General features: G+C 66.8%; 18 protein-coding genes. 3 read left to right on the forward strand and 15 right to left on the reverse strand.

Translation table 11 applies throughout. From position 1 onward, the window contains the following. The first annotated feature begins 266 nt into the window (after positions 1-266). Complete coding sequence (locus tag ACZ54P_RS31040; protein WP_465465142.1) at positions 267-938, forward strand: class II aldolase/adducin family protein; 672 nt, start codon at positions 267-269, stop codon at positions 936-938. Positions 939-1,017: 79 nt separating this feature from the next. On the opposite strand, the gene ACZ54P_RS31045 is transcribed toward ACZ54P_RS31040, so the two are convergent. The 5 genes from ACZ54P_RS31045 to ACZ54P_RS31065 form a co-directional block, all read right to left on the reverse strand. Beyond that, positions 1,018-1,710, reverse strand: a complete 693-nt coding sequence (locus tag ACZ54P_RS31045) for an HD domain-containing protein (RefSeq protein ID WP_465465143.1) — start codon at positions 1,708-1,710, stop codon at positions 1,018-1,020. A 62-nt stretch (positions 1,711-1,772) separates the two neighbouring features. Further along, on the reverse strand, positions 1,773-2,411 hold the full coding sequence (locus tag ACZ54P_RS31050; protein WP_465465144.1) for a hypothetical protein: 639 nt from the start codon (positions 2,409-2,411) through the stop codon (positions 1,773-1,775). 40 nt (positions 2,412-2,451) lie between these two features. Then, positions 2,452-3,498, reverse strand: a complete 1,047-nt coding sequence (locus ACZ54P_RS31055) for a hypothetical protein (RefSeq protein ID WP_465465145.1) — start codon at positions 3,496-3,498, stop codon at positions 2,452-2,454. 149 nt (positions 3,499-3,647) lie between these two features. Next, positions 3,648-4,235: a transglutaminase-like domain-containing protein gene (locus ACZ54P_RS31060; protein ID WP_465465146.1), complete on the reverse strand. Its 588-nt coding sequence runs from the start codon at positions 4,233-4,235 to the stop codon at positions 3,648-3,650. Continuing rightward, positions 4,232-4,792, reverse strand: coding sequence for a TetR/AcrR family transcriptional regulator (locus ACZ54P_RS31065; RefSeq protein WP_465465147.1), 561 nt, complete (start codon positions 4,790-4,792; stop codon positions 4,232-4,234). The genes ACZ54P_RS31060 and ACZ54P_RS31065 overlap by 4 nt, the downstream gene beginning before the upstream one ends. A gap of 87 nt (positions 4,793-4,879) precedes the next feature. Between ACZ54P_RS31065 and ACZ54P_RS31070 the strand changes: the two genes are divergently transcribed. Then, complete coding sequence (locus ACZ54P_RS31070) at positions 4,880-5,608, forward strand: alpha/beta fold hydrolase (protein ID WP_465465148.1); 729 nt, start codon at positions 4,880-4,882, stop codon at positions 5,606-5,608. Between the two features lie 135 nt (positions 5,609-5,743). Further along, positions 5,744-6,607: an alpha/beta hydrolase gene (locus tag ACZ54P_RS31075; RefSeq protein WP_465465149.1), complete on the forward strand. Its 864-nt coding sequence runs from the start codon at positions 5,744-5,746 to the stop codon at positions 6,605-6,607. Positions 6,608-6,654: 47 nt separating this feature from the next. On the opposite strand, the gene ACZ54P_RS31080 is transcribed toward ACZ54P_RS31075, so the two are convergent. The 10 genes from ACZ54P_RS31080 to ACZ54P_RS31125 form a co-directional block, all read right to left on the reverse strand. After that, entirely contained in the window at positions 6,655-7,119 is a 465-nt protein-coding gene (locus tag ACZ54P_RS31080) for an HIT family protein (protein ID WP_465465150.1), read from the reverse strand. A 9-nt stretch (positions 7,120-7,128) separates the two neighbouring features. Then, complete coding sequence (locus tag ACZ54P_RS31085) at positions 7,129-7,482, reverse strand: hypothetical protein (RefSeq protein ID WP_465465151.1); 354 nt, start codon at positions 7,480-7,482, stop codon at positions 7,129-7,131. A 12-nt stretch (positions 7,483-7,494) separates the two neighbouring features. Then, positions 7,495-8,928: an MBOAT family O-acyltransferase gene (locus tag ACZ54P_RS31090; RefSeq protein WP_465465152.1), complete on the reverse strand. Its 1,434-nt coding sequence runs from the start codon at positions 8,926-8,928 to the stop codon at positions 7,495-7,497. Positions 8,929-9,014: 86 nt separating this feature from the next. After that, a complete protein-coding gene (gene rlmB / locus ACZ54P_RS31095; RefSeq protein WP_465465153.1) occupies positions 9,015-9,971 on the reverse strand; it encodes a 23S rRNA (guanosine(2251)-2'-O)-methyltransferase RlmB in 957 nt (318 codons plus the stop codon). Positions 9,972-10,006: 35 nt separating this feature from the next. After that, positions 10,007-11,398 carry a cysteine--tRNA ligase gene (gene cysS / locus ACZ54P_RS31100; protein ID WP_465465154.1) on the reverse strand — a complete coding sequence of 464 codons (1,392 nt, stop codon included), beginning with the start codon at positions 11,396-11,398 and terminating at the stop codon, positions 10,007-10,009. Between the two features lie 46 nt (positions 11,399-11,444). After that, on the reverse strand, positions 11,445-12,131 hold the full coding sequence (locus ACZ54P_RS31105) for an HAD family hydrolase (protein ID WP_465465155.1): 687 nt from the start codon (positions 12,129-12,131) through the stop codon (positions 11,445-11,447). Between the two features lie 116 nt (positions 12,132-12,247). Then, the gene (locus ACZ54P_RS31110; RefSeq protein ID WP_034310197.1) at positions 12,248-12,643 is read right to left on the reverse strand and encodes a PPOX class F420-dependent oxidoreductase; all 396 of its coding nucleotides are present in this window, start codon (positions 12,641-12,643) and stop codon (positions 12,248-12,250) included. A 105-nt stretch (positions 12,644-12,748) separates the two neighbouring features. Next, positions 12,749-13,144 (reverse strand): PPOX class F420-dependent oxidoreductase, encoded by a 396-nt coding sequence (locus ACZ54P_RS31115; RefSeq protein WP_465465156.1) that lies wholly within the window; start codon positions 13,142-13,144, stop codon positions 12,749-12,751. Positions 13,145-13,173: 29 nt separating this feature from the next. Next, positions 13,174-13,644 (reverse strand): 2-C-methyl-D-erythritol 2,4-cyclodiphosphate synthase, encoded by a 471-nt coding sequence (gene ispF / locus ACZ54P_RS31120; protein ID WP_005165257.1) that lies wholly within the window; start codon positions 13,642-13,644, stop codon positions 13,174-13,176. A gap of 168 nt (positions 13,645-13,812) precedes the next feature. Continuing rightward, entirely contained in the window at positions 13,813-14,448 is a 636-nt protein-coding gene (locus ACZ54P_RS31125; RefSeq protein ID WP_465465157.1) for an IspD/TarI family cytidylyltransferase, read from the reverse strand. Positions 14,449-14,505: the final 57 nt, after the last annotated feature.

Here is a 14,505-nt window from a genome sequence, read left to right on the forward strand (position 1 = left end):
CACCAAGCCTGACCCCAGGGCATGCCACCTATGCGGTGCGCGTTCCCGCGAAGGCGACGCCCGCTGCCCGTGTCGCGAAAGCCACTTTCAGGACATGTAATGTCCCGAAAGTGGCTTTCGCGACACCTTCGGGACGCCACGGCCCAGTGCTGAAGCCTGACGTCCAACGTCTCACAGGCCCTCCCGAACACGACACCTTTGCCTTACCACTCAATAGCCGTCATTACCACTCACGACCACCTGCACCGGTACGTCATTCTTGACCGATGATCCTGGCCGAAGAACGCGCGGCGGTCTGCGAATTCGCCCGCCTGATGACGACGGACGGACTCGTGGTCGGCACGTCCGGCAACGTCTCCGCGAGACGGGGCCACTTGGTCGCGGTGACCCCGACCGGGGTCGGCTACGCCGGGCTCCGGCCGGAAGACGTGCCGGTGGTCCACCTCGACGGCGAGGTCGCCGACGGCTCGCTCGAACCGACCAGCGAACTCCCGATGCATCTCACCGTGTACCGGGAGGCGGCGGATCCGGACGGCAAGGCGGTCTCCGCCGTGGTGCACACCCACTCCGTGCACGCCACGGCCGTCTCCACCCTCGTCGACGAGGTGCCGCCGATCCACTACATGCTCGCCGCGATCGGCCCGACGGCCCGCGTCGCGTCCTACGCGACATACGGCACCGAAGAGCTCGCCAGGGCCATGCTGGAGGCCTTGGCGGGCCGCAGAGGCTGTCTGCTGGCCAACCACGGCACGATCACCTTCGGCGACAGCCTCGGCTCCGCGTACAGCCGGGCCCAGCAGCTCGAATGGGTCTGCCGGGTTTGGCTGACGGCGCGGGCGGCGGGCACACCGAACCTGCTCCCTCCGGCCGAGATCGAGCACGTCGTGGAGAAACTCCGCGGCTACGGACAGCCTCAGGGGCCCGGCAAAGGGTCGTGAGTGATTTGGGTCGTTCTAACCCTCATTATCACTCACGACCCACGCGGAACCGCACATGAAGACCTCCTGACGGACAGCGTTAGGAAGCCGCCGGTTCCGCTTCGAAGTCCATACCGTCCACGGCGTGCACCGCGTCAAGGAGCTCGACGACCGTCGGATCGTCGACGGCTTCCTTGATGCATTGCCACAGCTGAAGATTCGCCAGCGCCCACCGGGAGTAGGTCTCGGCGGCCTTCGGGTTGTAAAAGTAGTAGCCACTGTCGTGGACGTCCCGCTGCTCGCCGACGATCTTGTGCGCCAATTCGCGCAGGCTCAGCCCGTTCTCCCGCAGATAGCGGTGGGCGAGCACGACGGGTGTCACCGGTAGCGCCTTGAACAGCGTGTCGGCGTCGCTCAACGCCTGCGCCTCCAGCGAGATGTGACGGCCGCGGGTGGCCATTTCGGCCTCGTCGACGATGTCGTCGATCCACCGCGCCACGGTGTCGTCGACGCCGCATTCCCGCAGGATGCCCATCCGGAGATCTCGCCCGGCGGCCGCGGGGGAGTTCCGGAGCACGATGTAGTTCACGTCGTGCACCAGTGCCGCCACCTCGACGACGGTGCGATCGGCACCGTTGTGCTCGGCGAATCCCGCGGCCTTCGCCCGGACGAAACTCACGTGGTGCCAGCCGTGGAACTGCAGTTTGTCCGCATATCTCCAGCACAGTTGCCGGACACGTTGCTCGACGGCGTCGATGGTCTGGGAAGGAATCGTGCTCTTTCGCGCGCGCATACACCTCTCCGATCCCGCTTTCGGGTGGAGTAATGGTATGCGCCTTCGACGGCGGTGTGTAGTTAGATGCGGGCGGCCAGGTCCCCCAATCGGACCTCGACCGGAACGTGACGATGCCCGATTCCCGTCTTCGGGTCATAGGAAAGACTGAACTCGCTTACTGGGCGTGATTTCACCAGAAACGTCATAGTTCCTTCGGAGGCTTCGGGAATCCGATGGAACTCGTCCGCGTACATGACGCCTACCGACCCCGCCTGACACAGCGTGCTACGTCGTAACCGAACCGATGTGATCAATCCGGAAAGTTGATCTCGCAGGGTCGAGTAGCGCTCGTGGACATAGTTACCGCGGAGGAGCGTGGTGCAGAAGTGATATCTGTGGTTGTGCACGGAGTCGGCGTAACCTTCGCGCCAGTCCTCCGGTGCCTTGTACTCGTGAAGCCAGATCGAAAAGGGATCCGTCGGGGAGTCGAGCAGGCACCAGGCGAAATGGGTGGTCGTTTCGCGGGATCGACCGAGAACCGCGCTCGCCTCGTCCGGGCTCAGCGAATCCAGATGCCGCCGGAGATCGGTGCGCAGATCCGGTCTCGAGGTCCAGTCCCGGAAGATCTCGTCGACGACTTGCCAATGCTGCGCCAGCGGAAGATCCGTGGTGCGGAGCAACGCGGCCAGCTGGGTGAGGGGGGACAAACGAGTGAGCAACTTCAGCTCCTCAGTTCTAGTGCTTTTCGGCGCCGAGAGGTCAGGGGTTCAGCTCGGCGAGTGTGGTGAACTCCTTCCGGAAGGCGTGGAATTTCGCTTCCAGGTCCAGGAAGTTCTCTTCGGACAGGGGAGAGCCGGTGATCTTTTCGTACAGGGCCAGGAAATCCGCCCTCGTCGTCGAGGTGGAGATGCGGAAGTGCCGCCCGAACCGGGATTGGGACACCCGCAGGAATTCCGAGCGTTCCTTGTTGTACAGGAAGGAGCCTTCGCTGAACCGCAACGTTCGCGGATACAGCGTGGTCGCGCCGCGGATGTCGCTGTACAAGGTCACCCAAACGCTTTCGTCGAAGACTTCGAGCCGGTCCAGTGGCGGATCGGCGACGACGGTGATGTCCACCAGCGAACACCGGCTGCGGGCCAGGAACAGTCCGACCAGGCCGATGCTGATCTCGTCGTCGAGCCGCTTCTGGATCGTCTCGTAGTCCATGCCCGCTTCCTCGCTGCGCAGGAGATACCGCGCCCTGCCGCTGATGGCGCCCTCGTCGCGCGGGTCGGCGATGACCACGCGAAGCTCCCTTTCGGTGCGGGACAACAGCAACCGGGCCGCGGCATGCCTGCCGGAAAATCCGCGGAAGAAGTAGTGCCGGGTCACGGCGAGGTCTTCGGTCATGACCCGGTTGAACAACGGATCCGGGTCGGTGGTCGCCTCGAAGACGTGGGTGGGGAAGAATTCCTTGTTGAGCGAACGGTATTCGGCGCTGAGTGCTTCCAGCGCGCGGCGGCTCTCCTCGATCACCGGGGTCACCATCGCGCGTTGGGACGCGGTGGCGGTGATCAGGGTCTGGCCGAAGCCGACCACCGCGGAGATCAGCGTGCCGGTGCCCAGTGAAGTGAGCAGCGTTCTGCCGGCGCCGGGATCCATCATGCTGGAGATCCACAGGCTGAGGCCCGCGACGACGACCAGTACGGTGAGCAGCAGACTTGTCCTGGTCCAGAAGATCTCTTGCAGTGGGGTACGGCGGAGCCGGTCGGCTTCCGCGGGCACGGGGGTCACCTCCTTGATCCGCACTCGAACGGACGAACGCATTGCGTGTCGGTTTGAGTGCGGGGAGTTACTCTACGCGCCTCGTGACAATGTCGAAATAAGAAATTCGGGGGAAAGATCCCAACAGCGAGGGTGACGCTCGGCGATACCGCTTTCGCATCGGAGGTTTCGCCGGATCACGGAAAAACCACTCACGGAGCGTGCGGAAGGATTCCTTCGTGCCACGCGGGACCGGGCGTCGCCGACGAGAGTGTTTCGACAACGGCCGAAGACGGTGCGGCGTACACCGTCGGGAAGTCGATCTCTCCTCGGGCGGGGTCGAGCGTCCACGCGAGTCGCTCATCCTCCAGGCAAAAATGGGCGTCCGCACCATTTTTGTTGCCCCTCGGGTCGAGCCGGATCCACCGGTCCAGACCAGCGAGGTACACGCCGTTGAGGCCGTGCAGGACGCCGATGCGCTGATAACAGAACCCGGCCGGGATGCCTTGGCTGCGAAGCAAAGCGGCCAGCAGATGGGACTTCGCATAGCAGAGGCCCACCCGCTCGCGCAGAACCGCGGAGGCCATAAGAGTGACGCGCGAATCGGCGGCATCCACCGTATGGGCGATGTCGTCGCGCACGAAGTGAAACATCGAACGAATCACGTCGACCTCGGTGCCGCCGGTCGGTGCCAGCCGGTCAGCCGTTTCGCGGATCAGTGGATGCCCGTGATCGACGACCGCGTCGGCGACGAGATAATCTTCGAGCCGCTCGGATTCGATCTTCAACGCGATTTTCATGCGACCCCGTTCAGTACTGTGTCGACGGCTTCTTCGAGAAATTTCGGACCGGCTTCGCCGCCACGCAGCAGTAGCCGGAACCAGATCGCCCCCGCGAGCAGATCCATCACCACGACCGGATCGACCCCGGGGCGCAGTTCGCCTCTGGCGGCGGCGCGTTCGAAGATCGGCTCTTCGCGCGCCATCCGGTCAGCGAAGAAGCTTCGTGCCACCTCGCCGAGTTCCGGGCGGCGGGGGCCCGCGGTCAATGTCGCCGTGACGACCGGCGCGGTGTGCTCCGACGTCAGCAACCGGTGAATTTGCGTTGCCACGGCGAGGAGATCGCCGCGGAGACTGCCGGTGTCGGGGATGTCGACGGCGAACAGTCCCGAATCGCGCAGGGCGGCGGCCAGAAGCGCGTCCTTCGACGGCCACCACCGGTACAGCGTCGTCTTGTTGACGCCGGACCGGGCGGCGACGGCCTCGATGGCGAGCTTGTCGTAGCCATGCTCGGCCAGCAGTTCGAGGGTGGCGGCGAAGATCGCCTCGGCCTTACGGGGACCGTTCTGGACGCTCACTCCCGAAGAATACAACGCACCGTTGCGTTGCACTGTGAGCACGGGTACTTTGCAACGCAACGGTGCGTTGCATACTGGAGGTAATCCATGGTCCCCGTCCTGTTCGTCCACGGCATCCGGCTCAGCCGCGCCGCCTGGACCGAGCAACTCGAACTGCTCGGACATCCCGCGAAAGCGGTCGATCTGCCTGGCCATGGCCTCCGTCGCGGCGAGCGGTTCACTTTGGCCGCGGCGGCGGACGCCGTCGTCGAAGCCATCGACGAACCCGCCCTGGTCGTCGGGCACTCCCTCGGTGGCTACGTCGCGATCGCCGCGGCGGCACGGCATCCGGAACGCGTCGCGGGCCTTGTCGTCGCGGACTCGACCTACCTGCCCGGCCGGACACTGGAGACACCTTTCCGCGTCGCGCACCGCTTGCTCATGCGGTTACCGGACCGGGGTGAACGGCTGAGCCGGTGGCAGTTCCGGAGCGTCTTGCCGCCGAAACTCGCCGAGGCCGTGATCACCGGCGGCATCGCGACCGAGGTGATCCCGGATGTCGCCGAGGCTCTCGCCGACTTCGACGTTCTCTCGGAACTAAGGACATACCCGGGGCCGACGTGGCTCATCAACGGCTCCCGCGACCACTTCCGCCGCCACGAACGCCGGTTCCTCGACGTCTGCGCCGACGGCAGGCTGGTCAACGTCCCCAAAGCGGGGCACTACCTGCCGATGGTGCGCGGCAAGGAATTCGCTCAGCTCGTACTCGACGCGGCCCACGGCCTGCCGATTTCCGGTACCGGTAAATCGGGGGCGTCCGGCGGCGCTTCCGGCTAAGGTGATCGGTATGTGTTCCGTCATCCACACTTGGCAGGCCATTCGCATCCGGCCGGCGCGCTGACCCGATGCCGCCTCTCGTCGGCTTCGAGGTCCACGTCCACCGTTCGCCAAGGGATGACAAGGATCTTCATCATGCGCGCAGATTCGCGCCCCGTTTTCGTTTTCGTTCACGGCGGTTCCAGTAACGCACGGGCCTGGGGCCCGTTGCAGAACGAGCTGGCTCTGCTGGGGTACCGCTCACACGCCGTCGACCTGCCCGGCCACGGCGACCTCGCGGACAGCCCGGCCGCCTACTACCGGCAACCTCAGGACCTCACGGCGCTGGCGGCCGCTCCCTCCCCGCTGCGCGGAGTCACGTTGCAGGACAACGTGAAGCACGTGGTGGACACCCTGCGACGGCTCGCCGACGGGGGACCGATGGTCCTGGTCGGCAACAGTCTCGGAGGGTTGACGATCAGCGCCGTCGCCAATGCCGCGCCGGAACTGCTCGACCGGGTCGTCTACCTCTCCGCGCTCTGTCTCAGCGACCCGGCCATGCTCACCGAACCGTGGGATGTGGTCGACGACAATCTGCTGGACGCCCTCGCGGCGCGGATCACCGTGCCGGACGTGGACGAACCCGGCGTGGCCCGGCTGAACTGGCGTAGTGCCCACGGTGACCCGGCCTTGTTCGCCGAGCTGAAGGCCGCCATCATGGCTGACTCCACCGATCACCAGTTCCGGCTGTTGCTGGACTCACTGGATCCGGACGAGAACTACGCGGTGCTCGAACCGGGTGCGCTGATTCAGGCGGACGGATGGGGACGTGTCTCCCATACCTACGTCCGGCTCACTGAGGATTTCAGCATCACTCCGGCGGTCCAGGACTACATGATCCGCAAGGCCGACGAGTTGACTCCGCACAACCCGTTCGAGGTGCACACCCTGGCCTCGTCGCACGTGGGCTACTTCAGCCGGCCGCGGGTCTTCGCCGACCTGCTGACCGGTCTCGTCTGAGACAGCGCCCCGTCGCCGGTTTCGGCGGCGGGGCGCTCCCCGGGTACTCAGGCCCGCAGCCTGTCGATCTCCGCGGTCAGCTCGGACCGCAGAGAGTCGTGCTGAGGCCCGAGTGGCACGGCCCAGTTCTCCATCGGATACAGCCAGACCGGACGCCCGACCACGTCCGCCGGTTCCCAGTCGTAGCGCGGCCAGACATGCGCGTGCAGGAACGGGTCGGTGTTGCCGAGGATCTCCAGGTTCACCCTGCGAAAGGCCGGATCCCTTCGCGCGCAGACGTTTTCGACCGCTTCGCCGAGCGACTCCATGTCCGCCAAGAACTCCAGCCGCCGTGCCCGCGGCAGATCGGTCAAGCGGCCGACGCCGGGTGTGTCGGTCAGCAGGACGCAGTAACCCGGCAGGAACTGCGTGTCGCCGATCACCGCGAAGCCCGTGTCCAGCCGTCGCAGCACGGTGGGATTTTCACCGCGTAGCGCCGAACCGATCCGGTCCCGCTTCCAGCCGTCGGTCATGCGGCCAAGCTAGCCGACCGGGAACATCGAACCGCCGGTCGAGGTGAACTGGGTGGTCAGCCGGACCGGCTCCTGATGCGGAGCCAGGACGATCGAGGCGTACGGCGTCGCTGACGCCCCGGACCCGTAGTTGGTGTGCAGATGCGCGCTGACGTGCACGTTCCGGTCGGCGGGGACCTCGAACGTGATCGAACCCCACGAGACCACGTATTGCCTGCCGTCGATGCTCACGAAAGGCACGTAAATCCTTCCCAGGGAACCGAAGGGAGGTACCTCGATGGTGAGCAGGCGGCGGGGACCGTCGTGGTTGTCGACGTACGGGATCACGCCCGGCATCTTGGCCAGATTGGTCGGTTCGGTCATGCGCGGGCTCCCTCAGAACTGGTAGTACAGGAACGGGCTGAACGTGCCGGTCGCGATCAGGATGGCCGCGTACACCAGTCCCACCGTCATCACCCCGATCCGCAGCGCGGTGGCCGGGCGGCTTCGTGAGGACTCCAGCAGCGGCCCGGTCACCGGATGCGCGGGCAGGAACACGATCGCGAGCGCGCACAGCAGGATGATCAGCCGCTGGTTGGTCACCGCGCCCTCGACGACGTCGGTGAGGCCGGTGAAGTCCGGCAGCACCATGTGCCCGATCATGCCGAGCGCGTGCGGCAGGTCCTTGGCGCGGAAGAACACCCAGCCGAAGACGACGAGCACGAGGGTCAGCGCGCGGCGCCCGATGCGGGCGGCCTGGGTCTTCGGGGTGATGTCGTAGCCGAAAGCGCGTTCCACGATCAGCAGCGCGCCGTGGTAAATGCCCCAGATCAGGAACGTCCACTCCGCGCCGTGCCAGAACCCGGTCAGCACGAACACGATGCACAAGTTCCGGTACGTATGCCCGGCGCCGGTGCGGTTGCCGCCCAGCGGGATGTAGACGTAGTCGCGGAACCAGCGCGACAGCGACATGTGCCAGCGTCGCCAGAACTCGGTGATGGTCACCGACGAGTACGGCCGCGCGAAGTTCTCCGGGAGCCGGAAGCCGAGCATGCGGCCGAGTCCGATCGCCATGTCGGAGTAGCCGGAGAAGTCGAAGAACAACTGAAGGGTGTAGCCGATCGCGCCGAGCCAGGCGATCGCGAAGGTCATCTGATCCGGTGGCGTGGTGAAACACGCGTCCACCATCGGGCTGAGCGAGTCGGCGATGATCGTCTTCTTGCACAATCCGAGCGCGAAACGCGGGAAACCGGCGGCGATGTCGTCGAGGCGGTGGGACCGCTGTTGCGGCAGCTGGTCGGCGATCTCGCGGTACCGCACGATCGGCCCGGCGACCAGCTGCGGGAACATCGCGATGTACGCGGCGAACGACACCGGATCGCGCAGCGCCCGGCGTTCACCGCGGTAGATGTCCACAACGTACGAGATGTGGTGGAAGGTGTAGAACGAGATGCCGATCGGGATGACCAGGTCGGCCACCGGGAAGCCGCCGCCGAACCACTGCGTCACGGCCGCGATCTGCTCCGTCGCGAACCCCGCGTACTTCCAGATCAGCAGCATGCCGACGTTGAGGCCGATGACGCCGAGCAGCAGCCGCTTACGCCGTTTGTTCTGCAGATCCCAGGCGTTCGGCTCCAGCGCGGGCCCGGCCAGGAAGTTGACCACCATGCAGCCGATCAGCACCAGCGTGTACGGCCCGGCGCCGGTGGCGTAGAAGATCAGGCTGCCGACCGCGACGATGCCGTTCCGCCAGCCGCGCGGGCACACCAGGACGGCGAGCAGCACCGCCGGCATGAAGTACCACAGGAACAGCGGCGAAATGAACGACATCGGTGCGGGGTCCCCCAGGGCGGTTACGCGTTATCCGCTGGTGACCTTAGCCTGCGCGCCCCGCACCTTGTCGACGAAGTGCGCGGTCAGACACGTCCCGCGAGACGACGACGGCGCGCCACCTCGGCGAGGAGCACGCCTGCCGCGACGGACGCGTTGAGCGACTCGACACCGGCCGCCATCGGGATCGACACGGTCGCGTCGCAGGTCTCGCGCACCAGCCGGGAAAGGCCGCGGCCCTCCGAGCCGAGCACGATGACCAGCGGGTCCGCCGCGACGTCGAGTGCGTCGATGTCGACCGAGCCGTCCGCGTCGAGGCCGACGACCATCAGGCCGTCTTCCTTCCACGCCTTGAGCTGGCGGGTGAGGTTGGTCGCGACGGCGATCGGCAGCTTGGCGGCGGTGCCGGCGCTGGTCCGCCACGCCACCGCGGTCATCCCCGCGCTCCGCCGCTCCGGCAGGAGGACGCCGTGCGCGCCGAACGCGGCGGCCGAGCGGATCACCGCGCCGAGGTTGCGTGGATCGGTGACGCCGTCGAGCGCGACGAACAGCGGCGTGTTGCCGGAGTCCTTCGCCGCCGTCATCAGGTCGCCGGGGTGCGCGTACTCGAACGGCGGGACCTGCAGGCCGAGGCCCTGGTGCATGGCCCGGTTGGTCTTGCGGTCGAGTTCCTCGCGCGGGATCTCGAGGATCGAGATGCCCTTGTCACCGGCGAGCCGGACGGCCTCGTTGACGCGGTCGTCGATCTCGATGTTCACCGCGACGTACAGCGCGGTGGTCGGCACGTCGGCGCGCAGGGCTTCGACCACCGGGTTGCGCCCGGCGATCAATTCCGGCTTGTCCGCCTTCTTCTGGCGCGCCTGTTCCTTGCGGTCCCGCGCGTTCGACATGCGGTACGCCTTGTGCCCTGGCCGGTCCTCGGCCTTGGGGGTCGGGCCCTTGCCTTCGAGGCCCTTCCGGCGCTGGCCGCCGGAACCGACGACCTGACCCTTCTTCGTGCCGGGCTTGCGAATAGCGCCCTGGCGCCGGGAGTTGCCTGCCATCAGTGAGAATCCTTGAGCTAGAAACCGAGTAAGTGTCAGACGTCCTTGACAGTCCACTGTGGACCGTTCGGGGTGTCTTCCACCACGATGCCCGCCTGCTGGAGGCGGTCACGCGCGGCGTCCGCACGGACGAAGTCCTTCTCGGCGCGGGCCTGCTGCCGTTCGGCGAGCAGGCTTTCCACGAGTTCGGACAGCGCCTGCCGGGTGGGCGTTTCGTTTCCGCCCGCCTCGGACCAGCGCGCGGAGAGCGGGTCGAGGCCGAGCACGTCGACCATCGCGCGCACGGAGGCGGCGATTTCGAGTGCCTTGGAATTGTCGGCCGCGTCGAGTGCCGCGTTACCGTCGCGGACCGTGTTGTGCAGCACTGCGAACGCGTGCGGGGTGGCGAGATCGTCGTCGAGCGCGGCGGCGAAGTCCGCCGGGACCTCGCCGAGGCCGACCGCGCCGGCGCTACCGGCGGTGCGCCGAAGGAACTGCTCGATCCTCCGGTAGCCCTGCGCGGCTTCGGCGAGTGCTCCGTCGGAGTACTCGATCGTCGACCGGTAATGCGGCTGGACCAGGTAGTACCGCAGTTCGGGCGCCCGGTAGTTCTTGAGCATCTCCGGGATCGAGACCGTGTTGCCCAGCGACTTCGACATCTTCTCGCCGGACAAGGTCACCCAGGCGTTGTGCAGCCAGAACCGCGCGAACGGGTCACCCGCCGCGTTCGACTGGGCGCGCTCGTTCTCGTGGTGCGGGAAGACCAGGTCGACGCCGCCGCCGTGGATGTCGAACTCGGCACCGAGGTACGCCGTCGCCATCGCCGAGCACTCGAGGTGCCAGCCGGGGCGGCCTTCACCCCACGGTGTCGGCCACGACGGCTCACCCGGCTTCGCGCTCTTCCACAGCGTGAAGTCGCGCGGGTCGCGCTTGCCCTCGCCGAGGCTCTCGCCCTGCTGGACCTCGTCGAGCTTCTGCCCGGACAGGTCGCCGTAGCCGTCGAACGCCTTGACCGAGAAGTACACGTCGCCGCCCGAGGCGTACGCGTGCCCGCCGTCGATCAGCCGCTGCATCAACTCGATCATCTGCGTGACATGCCCTGTCGCCCGTGGGGCGATCGAAGGCGGCAGGCAACCGAGCGACTCGTACGCCGACTCGAAGGCGCGCTCGTGCGTGGCCGCCCACTCCCACCACGGGCGGCCGGCGTCGGCGGCCTTGGTGAGGATCTTGTCGTCGATGTCGGTGACGTTGCGGACCATCAGCACGTCTAGTCCACTGTGGACGAGCCAGCGGCGCAAGACGTCGTAGTTCAGGGCACCGCGGACGTGGCCGATATGGGGTACGCCCTGCACGGTGGCACCACACACGTACATGGACGCCGTTCCGCTACGGGCGGGATGGAATTCCCGCACGCTCCGGGTCGCGGTGTCATAGAGGTGTAGTGCCACCCTAAAAGGGTACGGGGTCCGCGTGAGCGGCGTCGCAGTGACCGTATTACAGCACGTTATGGGCACGCAGGGCGCTGAGGAGAGCGTCCGGCCGCTCGGTCGTCGGCAGCGGCTCTACCAGCGCGAACGCGCAGCCGATCTCGCGTGCGGCGCCGTCGGCCTCGTCGCTGTCGCCGATCATGAGCGTCTCCGCCGGGTCGACGCCGAGCCGCTCGACGGCCGTCCGGAAGATCTCCGGCTCCGGCTTCACCGCCCCGACCTCGAACGACAGGATGAACTCGTCGACGAAGGCGTCCCAGCCCCGGCGGCTGAACGCGGGGCGGATGTCGAAGGCGATGTTGCTCAGCACCCCGAGCTTCACGCCCTTGCCGGAGACGCCCTTGAGGACGGCCTCGGTGTCCGGGTACGGCGTCCACTGGCTGGGATCGATCAGCCGCGTGTAGAGCGCGACGGCCTGGTCGGCGTGCGGGACGCCGGACCGCTTGAGGACCTCGAGATACACCTTGCGGTGCAGCACCGGGTCACGATCGCGGTGGTTCCAGGCGTGCAGGTGTTCCTCGTCGAGGTCGACGACCTGACCGACCGGCGCGGTCATCCGGCGCATCAATTCGGTCTGGGCCTCGACGTCGAGGCGTTCACCCTCGTGATCGGTGAGGTCGGCGAGCCAGGTCTCGTCCTGCTCGAGCCGGAAGATCGTGCCGGAGAAGTCGAACAACACAGCGCGAAAGGTCACGAGCCCCACACTAGCCACGATCGTGGGACCTGCGCCTCTCTCTGCCGGTGAGATGAACGGGACTTTCATCTCAAATTTCGTAATGAAAGTCCCGTTCATCTCACGCCGCGAAGGGGTCAGGCGGCGTTGCCGGTGATCTTGGTGGGCGTGATCCGGACCAGCACGCGGACGACGTCCGCCGGCTCCTCGGGGTAGTCCTTGCCGAGGTACTTGTGCGAGAGCTCGTTGATCAGCTCGCGCCCGCCCTCGTCGGTCATCTCCACGGTGCCGCGGATCTCGACGTAGTCGTACGGGTTCTCCTGGTCGAACACCGACACGGACACCCGCGGGTCCCTGGCCATGTTCCGCTCCTTGAGACGGCCGCGGACGGTCGCGAAGACCACCGTGTCGCCGTCCCGCTTCGCCCACAGCACGGACGTCTGCGCGGAGCCGTCGGCGTTGATGGTGGCGAGGACGGGGAAGTTGTTGCCGTCGAGGAGTTTCTTGGTCGCGTCGTTGAAAGTCACACCCATGGCGAGAGCCTAGGCCGTATCCCGCAACTCGTGTTCGCGGTCTCCGCGCCCAGGCGGCCCCTGGCGGCACGGAGACCATCGAACAGACTCACAGGACACGGCCTGTCAACGAACGTTCCCGGCGATCCTGTCCACCCGCAGGCGGACGATCACCCGCTCGACCTCCGGGCCCTCCGGCGGCGGGTCCTGGCCGAGGTACTTGTGGCTCAACGCCTTCGAGAGTTCTTTGCCGGGATCGGGGGTGATCGTGACCGTGCCCCGCAGCTGCGTGTGCCGGTACGGGTTCCCGGCGTCGGTGATGGACACGCTCGCGCGCGGATCGCGCCGCAGGTTCCGCACCTTCAGCCGGTCTTCGGTGGCACTGAAGACCAGATCGCCGTCGTCGAGACCCACCCAGACGACCGAGGTCTGCGGGCCGCCGTCGGCGTCCAGCGTGGCCACGGTCGCGAAGTTCTTGCCGTTCACCAGTTCGCGGACCGGTTCGGGAAGTGTGACTGCCATGCCAGGGGAAAACCGGCCTCCGGCAAGCCCTATTCCTGCGAGGGCAGCAGCAACGCCGTCGCGAACGCGGCGATGCCTTCCCCGCGTCCGGTCAGGCCGAGTCCGTCGGTCGTCGTCCCGGAGACACTCACCGGTCCGCCGACGGCCTCGCTCAGCACCTTCTGCGCCTCTTCTCGGCGCTTCCCGACGCGCGGCGCGTTGCCCACGATCTGGACGGTCGCGTTGCCGACGGTCCAGCCGCCCGCCTCGACCAGGCGTCGCGCCTCGGCGAGGAACTCGACGCCGTGCTTGCCCGCCCACCGCGGGTCGCCGGTGCCGAAGACCGCTCCGAGGTCACCGAGTCCGGCCGCGGACAGCAGCGCGTCGCACAGCGCGTGCGCCGCGACGTCGCCGTCGGAATGCCCGGCGCAGCCGTCGACGCCGGGCCAGAGAAGACCGGCGATCCAGCATTCGCGGCCTGCCTCGATGGGATGGACGTCGACGCCGTTCCCGATCCTCACAGCACTCCTCTTTTTCGCCTGTTTGCGCGCGACCGCGATCGCGTCGCCAGGGCGCACGTTAGTGACTTACCTCGGGAACGGGGAGAGGCGCCCTGCCGCCGCGATGGCGGGGCCTCACGGCCGCCCCGCGCGCTCTTCGGCCCACGCGGGTGCCGCGGCGCGAGCCGATCACAGGGTTTCTTCTTGGTCCCCGGCGGAAGCGATCGCCTCGGCCAGTTTCAGTTCGAACGAGTTGGTGACCCGCATCGCGTCGGGATGCCCGGCGACGGTGTGCGCGCCGTCGAGGGACGGTTTGTCGACATAAGAGAGAAAAGTCTCACGAGTGAAGCCGAGCGGGGTTTGCGCCGTGCGCAGATATGCGCGGTCCTCGGTGCCTGTGATGACCTTTGTCGCGTCGGTCACCTTCACGGTGTCAGCCATCGGTAGTACGGGAACCACCGAAGGCGCACCCGCACGGACCGCGTCCGCGACGGCACGGACCGTGTCGGCGGGCGTGAAAGCCCGCAAAGCGTCGTGCAAGAGAAAGACGGGATTTCCGGCGATGTCTTTTTCGACGGAGTCGAAAACATGGTGGAGTGACGAGCCGGGTACTATCCGGCAACGCTCCGGGAAGTCGATCAGAGCGGCCGAAAACAACTGAGCACACCGCTCGGGGGCCGCCACGACCACCAGATCGAGATCCGGCAGCGCGAGCAGCCCCCGCACGGTGTGCGTGAGTAGCGCTTCACCATTGACCGGCGCGAGAGCGAGCTCCGCGTCGGAGGCATGGTGATAAACGGCAGTGACGAACACGATCGTGCTCATAGGGACGGTGCTCATATGTGCGCGATCGTAGAGGTATCCCCCGCAGCCTCACCTGGC

It is taken from the genome of Amycolatopsis sp. NPDC034160 (assembly GCF_055575355.1).